This window comes from Streptomyces sp. BK239, assembly GCF_004217285.1.
Lineage (GTDB): Bacteria > Actinomycetota > Actinomycetes > Streptomycetales > Streptomycetaceae > Streptomyces.
This window is the reverse complement of sequence record NZ_SHKS01000003.1, coordinates 84,128-100,780: the sequence shown is the minus strand read 5'-3', so window position 1 is coordinate 100,780 and position 16,653 is coordinate 84,128. Positions and strand designations below refer to the sequence as shown.

Annotated in this window: 10 protein-coding genes and 2 pseudogenes; 7 read left to right on the top strand and 5 right to left on the bottom strand. The window is 72.8% G+C overall.

Translation table 11 applies throughout. From position 1 onward, the window contains the following. The first annotated feature begins 1,150 nt into the window (after positions 1-1,150). The 4 genes from EV567_RS10380 (at position 1,151) to EV567_RS10365 (ending at position 7,541) form a co-directional block, all read left to right on the top strand. On the top strand, positions 1,151-2,422 hold the full coding sequence (locus EV567_RS10380; RefSeq protein WP_242620747.1) for a glycosyltransferase family 2 protein: 1,272 nt from the start codon (positions 1,151-1,153) through the stop codon (positions 2,420-2,422). Beyond that, positions 2,419-4,470 carry a right-handed parallel beta-helix repeat-containing protein gene (locus tag EV567_RS10375; RefSeq protein ID WP_130438482.1) on the top strand — a complete coding sequence of 684 codons (2,052 nt, stop codon included), beginning with the start codon at positions 2,419-2,421 and terminating at the stop codon, positions 4,468-4,470. The genes EV567_RS10380 and EV567_RS10375 overlap by 4 nt, the downstream gene beginning before the upstream one ends. Before the next feature lie 128 nt (positions 4,471-4,598). Then, on the top strand, positions 4,599-6,023 hold the full coding sequence (locus EV567_RS10370; protein ID WP_242620746.1) for a nitrous oxide reductase family maturation protein NosD: 1,425 nt from the start codon (positions 4,599-4,601) through the stop codon (positions 6,021-6,023). A 258-nt stretch (positions 6,024-6,281) separates the two neighbouring features. After that, positions 6,282-7,541, top strand: a complete 1,260-nt coding sequence (locus tag EV567_RS10365) for a UDP-glucose/GDP-mannose dehydrogenase family protein (RefSeq protein ID WP_242620787.1) — start codon at positions 6,282-6,284, stop codon at positions 7,539-7,541. Between the two features lie 58 nt (positions 7,542-7,599). On the opposite strand, the pseudogene EV567_RS10360 reads toward EV567_RS10365, so the two are convergent. Further along, positions 7,600-7,954 (bottom strand): annotated as a pseudogene (locus EV567_RS10360) (NAD(P)-dependent oxidoreductase); the annotation flags it as partial. Positions 7,955-8,155: 201 nt separating this feature from the next. Between EV567_RS10360 and EV567_RS10355 the strand changes: the two are divergent. Next, the gene (locus tag EV567_RS10355; protein ID WP_130438476.1) at positions 8,156-9,049 is read left to right on the top strand and encodes a glycosyltransferase family 2 protein; all 894 of its coding nucleotides are present in this window, start codon (positions 8,156-8,158) and stop codon (positions 9,047-9,049) included. A 427-nt stretch (positions 9,050-9,476) separates the two neighbouring features. Continuing rightward, positions 9,477-11,683 (top strand): annotated as a pseudogene (locus EV567_RS10350) (BTAD domain-containing putative transcriptional regulator); the annotation flags it as partial. Between the two features lie 23 nt (positions 11,684-11,706). Here EV567_RS10350 and EV567_RS10345 read toward each other — a convergent pair. Continuing rightward, on the bottom strand, positions 11,707-13,392 hold the full coding sequence (locus EV567_RS10345; RefSeq protein WP_130438472.1) for a bifunctional 3'-5' exonuclease/DNA polymerase: 1,686 nt from the start codon (positions 13,390-13,392) through the stop codon (positions 11,707-11,709). An 88-nt stretch (positions 13,393-13,480) separates the two neighbouring features. Beyond that, positions 13,481-14,215 carry a Clp protease N-terminal domain-containing protein gene (locus EV567_RS10340; RefSeq protein WP_130438470.1) on the bottom strand — a complete coding sequence of 245 codons (735 nt, stop codon included), beginning with the start codon at positions 14,213-14,215 and terminating at the stop codon, positions 13,481-13,483. Between the two features lie 102 nt (positions 14,216-14,317). On the opposite strand from EV567_RS10340, the gene EV567_RS10335 reads away from it, so the two are divergent. Next, entirely contained in the window at positions 14,318-15,436 is a 1,119-nt protein-coding gene (locus tag EV567_RS10335) for a DUF2786 domain-containing protein (RefSeq protein WP_130438468.1), read from the top strand. Between the two features lie 12 nt (positions 15,437-15,448). Here the strand turns inward: EV567_RS10335 and EV567_RS10330 are convergent, their stop codons facing one another. Further along, positions 15,449-15,991, bottom strand: a complete 543-nt coding sequence (locus tag EV567_RS10330) for a DUF4232 domain-containing protein (protein WP_130438466.1) — start codon at positions 15,989-15,991, stop codon at positions 15,449-15,451. 79 nt (positions 15,992-16,070) lie between these two features. Continuing rightward, entirely contained in the window at positions 16,071-16,625 is a 555-nt protein-coding gene (locus tag EV567_RS10325) for a hypothetical protein (protein ID WP_242620745.1), read from the bottom strand. Positions 16,626-16,653 lie beyond the last annotated feature (28 nt).

The window sequence follows — 16,653 nt, the reverse complement described above, 5'->3', positions numbered from 1 at the left end:
GTGATCCCCGGTCTCAGTTCTGGTCTCAATGGGGCCAGGGCCGGGGGCGACGGTGTGCCAGCAGCGAGCGGGTGGCTTGCGCCCCCGGGCGGGTGATTCGCCGGCGGCGCCGCGTTCCACGGCCAGGTGGTGGCCTGGCGGTCGACGCCGGCCGGGTGCCGGGGCGGCGCGTACACCCGCTGTGGTGGTCCGCGCGTGGACGTCGAACGCGGCGGGGACTCACAGGGGCGGGCGCGGGCATGGGCAGCGTCCGGGGCGTGACCTCGTGGGCGGGGGCGTGAGGCCGAGCCGTGCGTACATCTCGGTACCCAGCCTGTCCATGGCATCGCCGGGGGGGTGCGAACGCGGCCCGGGCGGCGGCGAGAGCCGGGCCCGGCCGGTACGGCCGCAGCGTCGTGGTCGGTGACCAGGCGTCGGCGGCGACCAGGACGGAGGCCCGAGCCGGCAGCAGCATCCCGGCGTCGCGGGCCGGCGCGAGCCGCTCAGCCAGCTCGTGCGTACCGAGCCGACTGCGTTCGTCGGGATGGACCGCGAGCGCCAACTGGTGTTCGTCGCAGGGGAGTCGGTTGACGAGCAGCGCGGTTGGCCAGGTGTGTCACCGGTGGCGCAGCGTCTCGTCGACTGCCTGAAGAGCCATCAGCCTCCTCTCCGGGAGCGCGCCTCCGGGAAGGGTGACGCCCCTGTGACAGGCGTGTCACGGGTGTTCGTACGATGGAATCGGGGTGTGTGAGGTGTATCACATTCCGTTTGCTTGTGTGAATCATGTGAAGCAAGCGCGTTCGAGGTGCGGGAGGGATGTACGCTTGCGTGTCGCGTTCATCTCAAGTCGCTTCTTGCGGACGCGGGGTGACGACATGTCAGACCAGTGGTCGGTGGCCGGAAGTCGGTGCTCGAACCGTTCACCGTTCGCTGAGAGATTGCTCGTCCTGTGAATGTTTGGTGCCCACCTCAGGTGAATTTTGTGTTGATCGTGTGTCGGAAGAGCTCGTTTCGGCCCTAGATTTCCCGGCGTAGACCGCGAACGTCGCACATATGGCCCATGCGGTGGGCTGCGCTCCGGCTGGGGGGTTCTGAGTTCGTGTCGGGTTTCTTCGACGATTTCTGGTCATGGATTGTCACGGCGACTGCCGAGACGTCATGGCGTGAGCTGATGCCGCTCGGCCTCGCCGGCGTGTTCGTCTGGGGTCTGTGGCTCTACCGGGCGGTGCTGTCCCGGTTCGCCAAGCCCGTGGTGAACGACTACCGGACGACGGTGTCCGTGGTCGTCCCGGCGTACCGCGAGGACGCGAGCATTCTGGTGGACTGCCTGGACACCTGGCTGGCGCAGGATCCCACCGAGGTGATCATCGTCCCGGACGTCGAGGACAAGGAAGTCCTGGAGCGGCTGGCGCAGGTGCGGGACCCGCGGGTCCGCGTGCTGGCCTTTGAACACCGCGGCAAGCGGTCGGCGCTCGGCGTCGGCATCCGCGCCGCGAAGAGCGAACTCGTCGTGCTGGTCGACTCCGACACCCGCTGGGAGCCGGGGCTGCTCGCCGCCGTGCAGATGCCCTTCGTCGACCCCGAGGTCGGCGGCGTCGGCACCCAGCAGAACGTCTACCAGCGCCGGACCAGCGTCTGGCGGCGGATCGCCGACTGGCTGGTCAACCTGCGCTACTACGACTACGTCCCGGCCATGGGGCGCGCGGGCGCCGTGGCCTGCCTCTCCGGCCGTACGGCGGCCTACCGCAGGTCGGCGATCACGCCGGTGCTGGAGAACCTGGAGAACGAGTTCTTCCTGGGCCGGCGTTGCGTCGCCGGCGACGACGGACGGCTGACCTGGCTGGTGCTGGCCTCCGGTTACAAGACCGTGCACCAGAGTTCCGCGCGGGCGATGTCGATGTTCCCCTCCTCCTTCCGCGCCTTCGTCAAGCAGCGGGTGCGCTGGAGCCGCAACTCCTACCGGTGCTACCTCACCGCCCTCTACAAGGGTTGGCTCTGGCGGGTCCCCCTCGTCACCAAGATCACCGTGTTCCAGATCCTGCTGACGCCGGTCACCATGGGCATGGCGCTCGCCTATCTGCTGTTCAGCCGACTGGAGTTGACCGGCCGGGGCGTGATCCTCGTACTGATCTGGCTGCTCGTGGGGCGCGGCATCCGCGGCTACTCCCACCTGCGCAGGCACCCGCAGGAGATCCTGCTGCTGCCCCTGCTCGCCGTCGTCGTCATCATGATCTCGCTGCCCATCAAGCTGTTCGCCTTCATCACCATGAACAAGCAGGGCTGGCTGACCCGCGCCAGCAACCGCATCGGCGGCGAGGGACAGAACTCGGCGTCCCTCGGCGGCGGAACGGGCACCGGTGCCGGCGCGTCCCGCGCGCCGGCGGCCGCCGCCGCGTCCACCGCCCACACCGCACCCTCGTGGGCGGAGGCCCAGCAGTCATGACACAGCGTCGACTTCCGTCCGCCCCGCGGACCCGTGCCCTGCCGTCCGCCCTGCGCGCCCGCACCCTCCCGGCCGTCCTGCGGGCGCCGCGCCTGTCGGCCGTGGTGCCGGTGCTGCGCGCCGCCCTCGTCGTGCCGCTCGCCGCCGGTCTGCTCGCCGCGTCCGCGACCGCGGCAACGGCCGCCGACACGGACGACAAGCCGAAGGTGAACGCCGCCGACGCGGAGAACGAGACCGCGCTCGTCGCCGCCGAGGACCACCGGCTGGACCAGGTCCGCGCGGTCGCCGCCGTCGCCCCCCTGAAGGGCGGCCAGTGGAAGGCGCCGTACCGCCTGGACACCGGCAGCGGCTACACCCTCGTGCTCACCCAGCGCAGCAACGCCTACACCATCTCCGACCTGCTCGAACTGGCGCCGCAGACGTTCGTCCGGATGCAGGACGGCTCCTACCTGCTGACCGAGAACATCTACCTGAACGCCGGGGCCAAGCTGAAGCTGTCCAACCCCGGCGGGCTGACGCTGCGGATGGCGAGCAGCAACAAGGGCTTCGTCAGCATCGTCTCCTTCGGCGGCCGGCTGACCCTGGAGGGCACCCCGCAGGCGCCCATGCGGATCACCAGCTGGGACGACAAGAAGAACAAGCCCGACACCGACGTACGGGACGGCCGCGCCTACATCCGCGCGATCGGCGGCCAGTACTCCATGACCTACGCCAGCGTCACCGACCTGGGCTTCTGGAGCGGCCGTACGGGCGGGCTGAGCCTCACCGGCACCGACCGGCCCGACACCGGCAACATCGACGACTCCCCCGCGAGGTCGGGCGCCAAGGCCGGCAGCAGCGGCGTCATCGCCCAGCCCTCCGGTTCGCTGACGACGCCGGACACCCGCTTCTCGGTGCCCAGCCTGTCGTACGTCTCGGCGGAGATCGGGCACTCGACGGTCACCGGCAACGCCTACGGTCTGTTCATCTCCGGCGCCACCGGGGTCAGCATCAGCGACACCACGGTGCAGGGGAGCCTGGAACACGGCGTCGTGCTGCACCGGTTCGTCACCAACGCGGTCGTCGAGCGGACCGTCTCCCGCAACAACGGCGGCGACGGGTTCGTCATGGCCCGCGCCACCGAGCAGGTGCGCGTCAGCGGCTCCACGGCCAAGGGCAACGGCGGCAACGGCTTCACCATCAGCGGCCGTCCGCTGGCCAGCGGGCCGTCGGCGTCCGGAGAGTCCATCAGCAGCTACGGCTCCAACTCCGTGTCCAACAGCGTCGCCACGGACAACGGCCGCTACGGCATCGAGATCTTCGGCGGCACGGACGTCGGCGTCCAGAACAACCGCGTCGAGGGCGGCGACATGGGCATCGTGGCCCGCAAGGACGCCACCGACGTGGCCATCACCGGCAACCACCTCAAGGGCCAGTCGCGGCAGGGCATTTCGGTGCGCGACGGGGTGACCGCCGCCACGATCACCGGCAACATCGTCGAGGGCACCGACACCGGCATCTACGTGCGCGACAGCGTGGCCGAGATCCGCGGCAACACCGTCCAGGACGGCCGCAACCACGGCATCTCCATGGTCGGCGGTGTCGACGACTCGATGATCACGTACAACGTCATCTCCGGCGTCGGCCCGAGCGCCGTCGACACCACCCGCGCGCACGGCGACATCACCGTCCGCTCGAACCAGCTGTTCGCCTGGCACGACACCAGTTCCTTCTGGATCAAGTTCCGGCATTACGCCAGCCCGATGACGCTGCTGTGGACGTTCATCCTGCTGCTCATCCTGATCTCGGCGGTCATGGGCGGCCGTGAGCGCGGGGGACGCCGCAACGGCCGCCGGCGCCTGGGCGCGCACCCGTACGAGGACAAGCTGCCGCTGAACGGCACGCCCGTCATCGAGGTGCCGGTCCGTCAGGTGACGCCCAAGCGGGAGTGGTTCACCGAGGAGGACCAGCGGACCACCGGCCTGCGCGTGTGGGCCTCCCAGTCCGCGCAGTCCGTCCCGGCCGCGCAGTCCGCGCAGCCGGCGTCGGCCGCCCGCGCGCCCCGATGACGATCTGACCGCCCAGCAGCCGGAGTTTGCCGCCTATGCCTTCCGATCCGTCCTCTGTCTCTCCTGAGCCGACCGAGCCGACCGAGCATTCTGTGAATCCCGAGTCCTCCGTGCCGTCCGAGCCCGCTGTGCCTTCCGAGGAGAGGGGAGCGTCCTCCGGGGAGCCTTCCGCTGCCTCGGGGACGCCCGTCTCCGGGACGCCCGCGTCTTCTTCGGACGGTCCGGCGGCCACGGAAACGGACCCGGCGTCCGAGGGGGCTCCGGCTCCCCGGAAGGACGGCGAGGCGCCCTCCGCGCTGCCCGAGCCGGCGGAGGCCGCCGGCCAGGCTGAACCGGCGGAGGCCGCCGGGCCGCCCATGCCGTCGTACGCGCCGTCGGCTACCGGGGGCGGTGGCGGCTCGTCGGCCTCCCGGCAGCCGGCCGTCTGGCTGGCCGGGGGCGCCTTCCTGCTCGCACTCACCGCGCTCGTCGTCGTGGTGGCGCGGGACGGCGACGCGGAGCCGAAGGTGACGGCCGGCGCCTCCACCGCCGGGCCCAGCGTGTCGCCGCCCGGGCTGCTGCCCGCCGAGGAGACCCCCTCGGCGCTGCCCAGCCGGTCGGTCGCCCCGAAGGCGCCGTCCACGGCCCGGCCCACCCGCGGTTCGGTGCCGTCGGAGGCCGTCAGCTGCCCGGCGGCCACCGTCAAGGTGAGCAACGCCGAGACGCTCGAACAGGCCCTCGCCCAGGCCCAGCCCGGGGACAGCATCGCGCTCGCCGCGGGCACGTACGCGGGCAACTTCGTCGCCGAGGTCTCCGGCACCGAGGCCAAGCCGATCTTCCTGTGCGGTGGCTCCGGGGCGGTCATCGACGGCGGCGACACCGACGACGGGTACGCCTTCCACCTGAAGAACGCCGGCTACTGGCGGCTGGTCGGCTTCACCGTGCGCAACGCCCAGAAGGGCGTGATGGCGGACGGCGTGGTGGGCAGCGTCCTCCAGGGCCTCACCGTCGAGCAGATCGGCGACGAGGCCATCCATCTGCGCGACTTCAGCTCGGACAACATGGTCAGGGACAACACGATCCGTACGACCGGGCTGCGCCGCGAGAAGTTCGGCGAGGGCATCTACATCGGCACGGCCGAGTCCAACTGGTGCACGGTGACCGACTGCAAGACGGACACCAGCGACCGCAACGTGGTGATGGGCAACCACATCAGCGACACCACCGCGGAGTCCATCGACATCAAGGAAGGAACGAGCGACGGCAAGGTCATCGACAACACGTTCGACGGATCGAAGCTGAGCGGCTCGCACAACAACGACTCCTGGGTCGATGTGAAGGGCAACGGCTGGCTCCTGGAGGGCAACACCGGCAGCCACACGCCGATGGACGGCTTCCAGACCCACCAGATCGTCAGCGGCTGGGGCACCGGCAACACCTTCCGGGGCAACACCGCCAACGTGGACGGGCCGGGTTACGGCTTCCACCTCACGTCCGAGGGCAACAAGGTCGCCTGCGACAACAAGGCGAACGGCGCGGACGAGGGCCTCACCAACGTCGACTGCGGTTCCTGACGCCCACGGCCCCGCCGCGTCCGCACCTCCTCACCGCCCGCAGACCTCCGCCTCCCGTCCCGACCACCCTTCCCTCTCCCCTTCTCCTCCTTCCCATCGCTCCGCAGACCGCCATCCGTGACCGGCTCGTGCGGCGGGCCGACGTGCCCTGACACACCCCTGGAGACCACCGTGACCCTGAAGGACGACGCGCACACCGACGCACCCCGTCTCACCGTCATAGGCACCGGCTACCTCGGCGCCACCCACGCCATCTGCATGGCCGTCCTCGGCTTCGACGTCCTGGGCGTCGACGTCGACCCGGCCAAGATCGAGCGGCTGAACTCGGGTGAGGTGCCCTTCTTCGAGCCCGGCCTGCCGGAACTGCTCGCCAAGGCCCTCGACAGCGGGCGGCTGCGGTTCTCCACGAGCTTCGCCGAGGCCGGCGAGTTCGGCGACGTGCACTTCATCTGCGTGGGCACGCCGCAGCAGCAGGGCTCGTACGCGGCCGACATGCGCTATGTCGACAGCGCGGTGGAGGAGCTCGCCCGGCATCTGCACCGGCGGGCGCTGGTGGTCGGCAAGTCCACGGTGCCGGTGGGCACCGCCGCCCGGCTGGCGGAGGTCGTCCGGCGGACGGCGCCGGCCGGGGCGGACGTCGAACTCGCCTGGAACCCGGAGTTCCTGCGTGAGGGGTACGCCGTCGACGACACCCTGCGGCCCGACCGGCTCGTCTTCGGCACGGAGTCGGAGTGGGCCGAGGAGCGGCTGCGTGCCGCGTTCGCGCCGGTGATCGCGCAGGGCACGCCGGTGGTCGTCACCGACCTGCCCACGGCGGAACTGGTCAAGGTCGCCGCCAACTCCTTCCTCGCCACCAAGATCTCGTACATCAACGCCATGGCGGAGGTGTGCGAGGCGACCGGCGCGGACGTCACGGGGCTCGCCGAGGCGCTGGCCTACGACGACCGCATCGGCGGCCGGTTCCTCAAGCCGGGCCTCGGCTTCGGCGGCGGCTGCCTGCCCAAGGACATCAGGGCCTTCAGCCACCGCGCCGAGGAGCTGGGCGTCGGGCAGGCCGTGTCCTTCCTGCGCGAGGTCGACGCCATCAACCAGCGCCGCCGGGCCCGCACGGTGGACCTGGTCCGTGAGCTGGCCGGCGGTGAGCTGGCCGGGGTGCGGGTGACCGCGCTGGGCGCGGCCTTCAAGCCCAACTCCGACGACATCCGGGACGCGCCCGCCCTGGACGTGGCCCGGACGCTGCACCAGGCCGGCGCCGTGGTGACCGTCATCGACCCGGCGGCCACGGAGAACGCCCGGCGGGCCTACCCGGACCTGAACTACGGCACGGACGTCCTCACGGCGGCCCGCGAGGCGGACGTGGTGGTGCTGCTCACCGAGTGGGCCGAGTTCCGGGAGATCGAGCCCGACGCGATGGGCGCGGTCGTCGCCCACCGCCGGATCGTCGATGGCCGCCACGCCCTGGACCCCACGAAGTGGCGTGCCGCCGGCTGGGAGTACCGGGCCTTGGGCCGCCCCTGAACCACCCGAGGGGGGAGCCGTCAGCGCGGAGCCGGCGGCTCCCCTCACCGGGAAGCTGTCAGCTGCCGTCCCGCTGCGTGCCCGGTTCCCGGAGCGGGGAGCCCTTGAGGAACGCCTCGATGTTCTCCACCGCCTGACCGTGGTACCGCTCGTAGTTCGCCCCGGGTGACGTATCCGAGGTGCGGGGTGGCCAGGAGGCGCGGCGCCGTGCGGAACGGGTGGTCGGCGGGGAGCGGTTCGCTGTCGTGGACGTCGACGGCCGCGCCGGCGATGCGGCCCCGGTGCAGGGCGCCGAGCAGGGCGTCCTGATCCACGATCGCGGCGCGCGAGGTGTTGACCAGGTAGGCGGTCGGCTTGAGGAGGGCGAGTTCGGCCGGTCCGAGCAGCCCGCGGGTGCGGTCGCTCAGGGCGAGCCGGTTCCTCCGAAGGTCGGTGCGGCGTGTGGCGTGGCCACTGCTCGTGATCATGGCCGTCGTGCGGGGGCGGGGTGGAAAGGGCAGGCAAAACGGGCCGCCGTCCGGGCAACGCCGGTGGCTGGGGCACCATCTAGGTGGACGACGGGTGTCGCGCGCACGGGCGCGGTCGCTCTCGCGGAGCCGGACGGAGAGTGGGACGTGGTGGAGCCGAGGATCGCCGTTGCCGTGGTGACGATGGGCAACCGGCCCGCCGAGGTCGACGCCCTGCTGGAGTCCGTCGCCAAACAGGACCTCCCGCCCGCCCGCATCGTGATCGTCGGCAACGGCTGCCGGCTCCCCGACTTCGCCCGCCGCCTCTCGCTGCCCGGCGAGGTGACCGTCATCGAGGTCGACGACAACCTGGGCTGCCCCGGCGGGCGCAACGTCGCCCTGGCCCGCCTGCGCGAGCACGGCGACGTCGACGTCGTCGTCGAACTGGACGACGACGGGCTGCTCGTGGACGCGGACGTCCTGCGCAGGGTCCGCGACCTGTACGCCGCCGACCCACGCCTGGGCATCGTCGGCTTCCGCATCGCCGACGAGAACGGCGAGACGCAGCGCCGGCACGTGCCGCGCGTCGGCGCCTCCGACCCCATGGTGGGCGGCTACGTCACCGGTTTCCTCGGCGGCGGCCACGCCCTGAGCATGGCCATGCTCGACCAGACAGGCGACTGGCCCGCCGAGTTCTTCTTCGCCCATGAGGAGACCGACCTTGCCTGGCGCGCCACCGACGCCGGCTGGAAGATCCTCTACGCCCCCGAGCTGCTCCTGCAGCATCCCAAGACCTCGCCCGCCCGGCACGCCATCTACCACCGCGTCACCGCCCGCAACCGCGTCTGGCTGGTCCGGCGCAACCTGCCGCTGCCGCTGATCCCGGTGCACCTGGGCGTGTGGATCGCCGTCACCCTGCTGCGCACCCGCTCGCTCGGCGGGCTGAAGGCCTGGTTCGGCGGCTTCGCGGAGGGCGTGCGCGAACCGGCCGGTGCGCGTCGGCCCATGCGGTGGCGGACGGTGTGGCGACTGACCAAGCTGGGCCGGCCGCCGGTCGTCTGACACCCCGGCGCCCGCCCGCAGCGGGGCGCGCGGCACGTGAAAACGGGGCGCGGGCCCCGGTCGTTCACCTCTGCCGACCGGGCCCGGACGCGCCCCCAACTCCAGCCGCGGCGGCGACACTCCCCCGAGCAACGCGTTCTACGCGCGCGCCGTCGGGCCGGAGCCGATGTTGTGATCACATCAGGCCACACCAACGAATCGCTAACATGTCGCCAACGGTTCTGCGTATCACCGCTGGTCGTCCGGTCTGAAGCCGCCGGACGGGCTGGGGACCGGCCGCGACGGCAGCCGGATTCCGCCGGGAACCGACAGGGACAGGATGGCGTGACGCCCCGCTCAGGGGCCAAATCCCGCCAAGAGAGCGGCAGTTGATGCACGGGGGCACGACAGGCCGGTACGCGGCGCGTGAAAGGCGAAGATCGGCGTGATGCGGTACGAGCTGCGGTTCGGACTGCTGGGAGCGCCGATCCTCTACGACGCCGGATCCGCCCTCTCCCGCAGCGTCCACGGCGATGACGGCCCGCACGGCGTCCTCCTCCCCGCGGCGAGGACCGTCCGCAGCCCCAAGGCGCGTGTCCTGCTGGCCGCCCTGCTGCTCGACGCCGGACGGATCGTCCCCGTCGACTCGCTCAAGGAGGCGCTGTGGGGCGGCGCGCCGCCGCCGTCCGCCCAGGCCTCGCTGCACAACCACGTGTCCCGGCTGCGCCGGCTGCTCGACGACCCGGACCGGCTGCGGGCGGCCCCGCCGGGGTACCGGCTCCGGGTCGACCAGGGCGAGCTCGACGTCCACGTCTTCGAACGCCACCTCGCGGCGGCGCGCGGCGCGTTCGCCGCCCGGAACTGGGAGCGGGTCGTCCGCGAGTGCGAGGCCGCGCTCACGCTGTGGCGCGGCACACCCCTCGCCGGGCTTCCCGCCGAACTCGGCGGCTACGCACTCGTCCAGCGTCTGAAGGAGGCCCGGCTGCTGATGCTGGAGTGGCGCTACGACGCCGAACTGGCGCTGGGTGACGGCGAACTGGACCGTCTCGTCCCGGAGCTGACGGAGCTGGCCGCCGAGCATCCGCTGCGCGAGTCCTACCACCGGCAGCTCATGCTCGCCCTGCACCGCGCGGGCCGCCGGGCCGAGGCTCTCGCCGTCCACCGCGACCTGCGCACCCGCTTGGTCGAGGAACTCGGTGTCGAACCGGGCCCGACGGTGCGCGAGGCCCACGTGGAGGTGCTGCGGGACGCGGGGGAGGGGGCGGCGAGCGGTGCCGCGGAGGGCGCGGCGGGCGGCTCCGCGGGCGGTACAGGGGGCGATGCCGGGAGGTACGGCGAGGCCGACGCGGTGAGGCACGCCGGGGCCGATGCCGTGAGGCATCCCGAGGTCGCCCCCGTGAGGCACGCCGAGGTCGACCCCGATTCACCGGTCGAGACCGACGCCGAGACGGGCTTCGCCCGCTCGCCCGCGCCGACCTCCCCCCGGCCCGCCCAACTCCCACCTCGGGCAGCCCATTTCACCGGCCGCGCGGACCTCCTCCAGCGTCTCCGAGAGGCTGTCGCCTCCGAGCCCACGGCGGGCCCCCTCGTCATCTGCGGGATGGCCGGCGTGGGCAAGAGCGCCACCGCGCTCCAGGTCGCCCACCAGCTGAAGGAACGTTTCTCCGACGGTCAGCTCTACCTCGACCTGCACGGCGCGACCCCCGGCACGACCCCGCTCACCCCGGCCCAGGCCCTCGTCGTCCTCCTGCGCCATCTCGGCGTCGATCCCCATCACATCCCCGAACCGCCGGACGCGGCAGCCGCGTTGCTGCGCACCCTGCTCGCGCCGACCCGCACCCTTCTCGTCCTGGACGACGTCGCGCACGCCGCTCAGGTACGCCCCCTGCTTCCCGCCGGCCCGGGCTGCGCGGTCATCGTCACCAGCCGTTCCCCGCTCACCGCTCTCGACGGGGCGCACCGTTTCCCCCTCACCCCGCTGTCGGCCGAGGAGAGCGCGGAGTTGCTCCGTACGGCCTCGGGCCGCGCGACCCACACCGGGCGCATGAACCCCACCGCTCCCGTCCACGCCCGTGATCACGGACATCACGACCTGCCCGCCTCCCACCCCCTCGTCGAACTCACCGGACGGCTGCCCCTCGCCCTGCGCGTGGTCGCCGCTCGCCTGGCCGCCCGCAGCCACCTCACCCCTGACGCGCTGGCCCGTCGGCTCGCCGCTCCCGGGAGCAGGTTGCGTCACCTGGAGTACGACGACCTCAGCGTCCGCCGCTCCCTCGCCGTCGCCCACGACGCCCTCGCCGCCTCCGACCGCGAGGCGGACCGGGACGCCGTCCTCGTCCTGCGCCGCGTCGGCGGCCTCGACCTGCCCACGTACGGTGTGCCGCTGCTGGCCCGTCTCGCCGGGATCGACGAGCGGCGCGCGGAGGCCGCCCTCGACCGGCTCGTCGACGTGGCCCTGCTGGAGGAGACGGCGTACGGCCGGTACGTCCCGCACATCCTCGTACGGGACTTCGCCCGGGAACTCGCGGAGGCGGCGCCGCCGGCCTGACCGCCCCCGCGCGGCACCGGTACGCCACCGTGACCGGACACGGCCCAGCCGTCATCGCCCAGCCGGGTCCCGCCCGGGACGACCGACGTCGACCGGCCTCCGGCCGGGGCGTTGCGGAAACCGCTCGCGCTCACTTCGCGTCGGCATAGCACTCCACCACCGCCGTCGTGAACGGGAACCGCACCGGCGTCTCGCCGAACGTCAGCCGTCCGGCCAGGTCGGCCGCCTCGCGGATCGCGGCGACGACCGCCTCCGCCTCCTCCTCGGGACAGTGCACGATCACCTCGTCGTGCTGGAAGAAGACCAGCTCGGCCGCCATGTCCGCGCAGGCGCGCCGCAGCGCGGCGAGCAGCAGCAGAGCCCAGTCGGCGGCGCTTCCCTGGACGACGAAGTTGCGGGCGAAGCGGCCACGCGCGCGGGCGCCCGAGGTGTGCCCCGGCGTCCGCTGCCGGCCGTCGGACTCGTCCTCGCCGCCCACGGGGATGCCGGCCTCCTCCGAGGCGTCGTCGCCCGCTCCGGCCGCCGGCGGGCAGGTCCGCCCCAGCCAGGTGCGCACGAGCCGGCCTTCCTCACCGGCACGCGCCGCGTCGTCGACGTAGGCCACCGCGCGCGGGAAGCGGCGGCGGAGCGCGGCGAGGTTCTTCAGGCCGTCGCCGGAGGTCTGGCCGTAGACCGCGCCGAGCACCGCCAGCTTGGCCTGGGCGCGGTCGCCGGAGAAGGCGCGGTCGGAGACCGACTGGTACAGGTCGCTCTCCCGGCCCGCCACCTCCATCAGCCCGGGGTCTCGGGAGATCGCGGCGAGCACGCGCGGCTCCATCTGGTCGGCGTCCGCGACGACGAGCCGCCAGCCGGGGTCGGCGACGACGGCCCGCCGGATGACCTTCGGGATCTGCAACGCGCCCCCGCCGTTGGTCACCCAGCGGCCGGTGACGGTCCCGCCCGCGAGGAACTCGGGCCGGAACCGGCCGTCGCGGACCCAGTCGTGCAGCCAGGACCAGCCGTGGGCGACCCAGATGCGGTAGAGCTTCTTGTACTCGATCAGCGGCTTCACGGCCGGATGGTCGATGGACTCGATCTCCCAGCGCCGTGTGGACGTCACCCGGATGCCGGCTCCCGCGAAGGCCTTGACGACGTCGGCGGGCAGGTCCGGCCGCACCCGCCGGCCGAACGCGGCGGACACCTCGTCGGCCAGCTCGGCGAGCCGCCGGGGCTCGCCCCCGCCCGCGTACCGCTCGCCCAGCAGGTCGTGCAGCACCGCGCGGTGCACCTCGGCGCTCCACGGCAGCCCCGACCGGTTCATCTCGGCGGCGACCAGCATCCCCGCCGACTCGGCCGCCGTCAGCAGCCGCATCCGGTCCGGGTGCTCCGCCCGGTCGTGCCGCCGCTGCTGCTCGGCGTAGACGGTGAGTAGGTCGGCCAGTGGGAGCGAGGAGCCCTCCGGTTCGAACAGCGGGGACTGCGCCCCGCGTTCGGCGGAGCGCTGCGGCGGATCCGGCGGCACGGGTCCGCCGCGCAACCGGGCGAGCGCGGCGGCGGCCGAACGGGGCTCGCCCGACCGCCCCTCGTGGCCCAGCAGGAGGGTCTCGGCGTCCTCGACGTCGTAGCACCGTTCTGCTCGCACCCCCGCGGCGAGCAGACGCGGATACACCTCGGCCGTTGACCGCCACACCCATCGCCCGACCTCGGGCCGTGCCCGTACGGCCGCCACGAGGTCCGGCTCCCGCAGCACCGGGCCGGCGGGCAGCCCGTCCGGGCCGAGGAGGGCGAGCTCGGCGCCGCCGTCCCCGGCCGGAGCGAGAGCCCACCGGTCGGTCATGCCGCGAGTGTGACAGGCGCCTCTGACAGCGGCCCCCGATCGCCGCCCGGCGGCGGCTCGGGAAGCCCGGCCGGCGTCCGTCGGGCGCTCAGTCGCCGTTCCGCGGGAACGCCGCGATCTTCTCCAGCGCCTGGGCGACGTACCGCTCGGTGGCGGTCTTCTCGACGCCCAGGCCGCTGAGGACGCCCTGGCCGTTCTCGAACTCCAGCAGGGCCAGCAGGATGTGCTCGGTGCCGATGTAGTTGTGGCCGAGGCGGAGGGCCTCGCGGAAGGTGAGCTCCAGGACCTTCTTGGCGTCCGAGCCGTAGGGCACCAGTTCCGGCGCCTCCTCCACGGCCGGCGGCAGCGCGGCGGTCGCCGCCTCTCGTGCGGCGTCGGCGGAGACGCCCTGCTCGTCCAGCGCCTTCGCCGCGAGGCCCTCTGGCTCGGCGAACAGACCGAGGACCAGGTGGGCGGGCAGCCCCTCGGCGTTGCGGGCCGCCTTGGCCTCGTTGTGCGCCGCCATGACGACGCTCCGCGCGCGCGGGGTGTAGCGGCTGAAGCCCTGGCTGGGGTCGAGGTCCGCCGACTCCTTCGGCACGAACCTCTTCTGCGCCGCCTGCCGGGTCACCCCCATGCTCTTGCCGATGTCCGTCCAGGAGGCCCCGGAGCGGCGGGCCTGGTCCACGAAGTGGCCGATCAGGTGGTCGGCGACGTCGCCGAGGTGTTCGGCCGCGATGACGGCGTCCTGGAGCTGGTCGAGGGGCTCGGGGTGGACCTTCTTGATGGCGCCGATGAGGTCGTCGAGGCGGATGGACGACGTGGGGTCCTGTGACGAAGTCATGTGTCAACCGTAGGTTGACACAGCCCTGCCGTCAACCTCGCGTTGACAGTCGTAAGGGAATGCCCAGGAATCGGCCTCCCGCGCGCGTGGCACCATCACCGGATGAGCAGCAGTACGCCCACCACCGTCGACCGGGCCTTCCGGACCGCCCTGTACGAAGCCGGCGACTCCGCCCTGGACGCCGGCGCCTCCCTCCTCGCCGCCGACCCTGCGGCGGACGTCGAACTCGCCCGGCGCGGCCAGGAGTTCGTCGCGGCGGCCTGGCGGCGGGGCTGGCAGCCGGCGGACGTCGTGCGGATCGTCGGGCGGGACCTGGACGACGTGCACGTAGGCCTGGTGTCGGCGCTGATCCGCGCCCAGGCCGGCGACGACCGGCCCCGTGGGCGGCGCTGGGCGGCCCAGCTGGAGGAGATCGAGGGCGGGGCCCCGCCCCGTGCGGACCGCTTCTCGCACGCCACCGCTGTCCTGGAGCTCTACCGTCTGCTGCTGCGCCTGCCGGCCCTGGAACCCCTGGACGAGCAGGCGCCGCAGCGGCAGCCCCGTTCCGACGCCCACTCCCGCACGCTCACCCGCATCCGCGCGCTGCTCGCCAAGGCGGAGGCGACGGGCTACCCGGAGGAGGCGGAGGCGCTCACCGCCAAGGCGCAGGAGCTGATGGCCCGGCACAGTGTCGACGAGGCGCTGCTCGACGCCCGGGCGCCGGCGCCGGACGCGCCCGGAGCCTGCCGTGTCGGCGTCGAGCCGCCGTACGAGCAGGCCAAGGCGGTGCTGCTGGACGCGGTGGCCGAGGCGAACCACTGCCGGGCGGTGTGGAACGAACCGTTCTGCTTCTCCACGGTCGTCGGCTTCGAAGCCGACCTGGACGCCGTGGAACTGCTCTACACCTCGCTCCTGGTGCAGGCGCAGACCACGATGACGAAGGCGGAGGCGGCGCAGCGCGCGTCAGGCCGCAAGCGCACGAAGACCTTCCGGCAGTCCTTCCTCGCCGCCTACGCCCACCGCATAGGCACCCGTCTGACGGCCGCCGCCGAGACGCAGGTGACCGACGACCTGCTGCCCGTCCTGGTCTCCCGCGAGGTCGCGGTGACGGCGGCGGCGGACCGGATGTTCCCGGAGACCACCACCACCCGTCTGCGCGGCGTCACCGACGAGGCGGGCTGGACGCAGGGCGCGCAGGCAGCGGACCACGCGCGCGTGCACGAGCGTCCGCGTCTGCCCTGACGAACGCCTTCCTCAGTCCCCGGCCTGCTGGAAGCCGCTGACCGAGGCGTCCGGCGTCTTGCCGTCCTTCAGGGCCACCGCGCCGTAGGACCACTCGAAGCTCTCCGTGGCCGAGGCGCCGGGCAGGCCGTACTTCGCCGTCTTGGCGGCGAGGCTCTTGTCGCCGCCGTCCTCGCCCCGGACGTAGGTGATGGTGAAGGAGGTGGTGCCCTGCGCGGGCAGCGTCAGCTTCTGGGGCGCGGCGGCCGCGTCCGCGGGGACGGCGGCCTTGGTGCCGTCGGCCTCCAGCTCGACGGTGGGGAAGCCGTCCAGGGCGCAGTCGGAGCCCTTGTTGGTGAGGGTCACGGTGACGTTGCCGCTGTCACCGGCGGCGGGGGCGGCGTTGACCGGGCCGACCTGCGCGGCCAGGTCGCAGGCGGAGCCGGCCGGGGCCCCGGCGGAACTCGTCGGGGCCTTGCTCTTCGCGTCGTCCGAGGAACTGTCGTCCCCGCCGCCGCAGGCGGTGAGGAGCAGGGCGGTCGCGAGAGCGGTGACGGTGATCGGAACGGCGCGCATGTATGGGGTTCCTTCGGATGACGTGACGGTGCTCGAAGGATCATCACGCATGAACCCCACCCTCCGCTTCCCCGGCCCCCTACGTCCCGAGGCCCGCCGTCGGCAGTCCCGAGGGCAGTCGGCCGTCTTCCGCTTTGGTGTAGGTCTCCGCGCCGGTTCCGCCCTCCCAGGTGACCTTGAGGGATCCCTTGTCGACGGAGTCGACCATGCCGGTCGTGCGGTCGTTCTTCCCGCCCGGGCACTTGAGCCGGATCATGCGCATGTCCGATTCCTCGCGGGCGGTCCCTGTGCACATGGTTCCGCCGGACGCGAAGAGCGCCGCCTTGTCGCCGGTGATGACGAGGGCGACGGCCTGGCCGCCCGTGGTGGCGAGCCAGCTGCCCTCCAGCGGGCCGCCGGCGGAGGCGGAAGACGACCCTCCGGTGCCGACTCCCGTGTCCGCCGTGGCGGTCGGGGTCGGGGTGGGGGAGGGGCCGTCGTCCGCGCCTCCGCCTCCGCCGCACGCGGTCAGGACGAACGCGCCGGCCAGGACCGCCAGCGCGGCGACCGCGCGCACCGGCCGACGGACCGTCCCGCGCGCGGGACGCGCGGCAGCGGTGCACGGAGCGGGCGTGGAACCCGAAAAGATCGCCATGGTCACCTGGTTCCTCCGAGGATCAGCG

What these genes read in the sequence shown, in the direction of transcription:
- EV567_RS10330 (WP_130438466.1), bottom strand. Translation starts at nt 15,991, where the DNA reads ATGCGCGCCGTTCCGATCACCGTCACCGCTCTCGCGACCGCCCTGCTC.
- EV567_RS10325 (WP_242620745.1), bottom strand. Translation starts at nt 16,625, where the DNA reads ATGGCGATCTTTTCGGGTTCCACGCCCGCTCCGTGCACCGCTGCCGCG.
- EV567_RS10380 (WP_242620747.1), top strand. Translation starts at nt 1,151, where the DNA reads ATGCCGCTCGGCCTCGCCGGCGTGTTCGTCTGGGGTCTGTGGCTCTAC.
- EV567_RS10375 (WP_130438482.1), top strand. Translation starts at nt 2,419, where the DNA reads ATGACACAGCGTCGACTTCCGTCCGCCCCGCGGACCCGTGCCCTGCCG.
- EV567_RS10345 (WP_130438472.1), bottom strand. Translation starts at nt 13,392, where the DNA reads ATGACCGACCGGTGGGCTCTCGCTCCGGCCGGGGACGGCGGCGCCGAG.
- EV567_RS10335 (WP_130438468.1), top strand. Translation starts at nt 14,318, where the DNA reads ATGAGCAGCAGTACGCCCACCACCGTCGACCGGGCCTTCCGGACCGCC.
- EV567_RS10365 (WP_242620787.1), top strand. Translation starts at nt 6,282, where the DNA reads ATGGCCGTCCTCGGCTTCGACGTCCTGGGCGTCGACGTCGACCCGGCC.
- EV567_RS10340 (WP_130438470.1), bottom strand. Translation starts at nt 14,215, where the DNA reads ATGACTTCGTCACAGGACCCCACGTCGTCCATCCGCCTCGACGACCTC.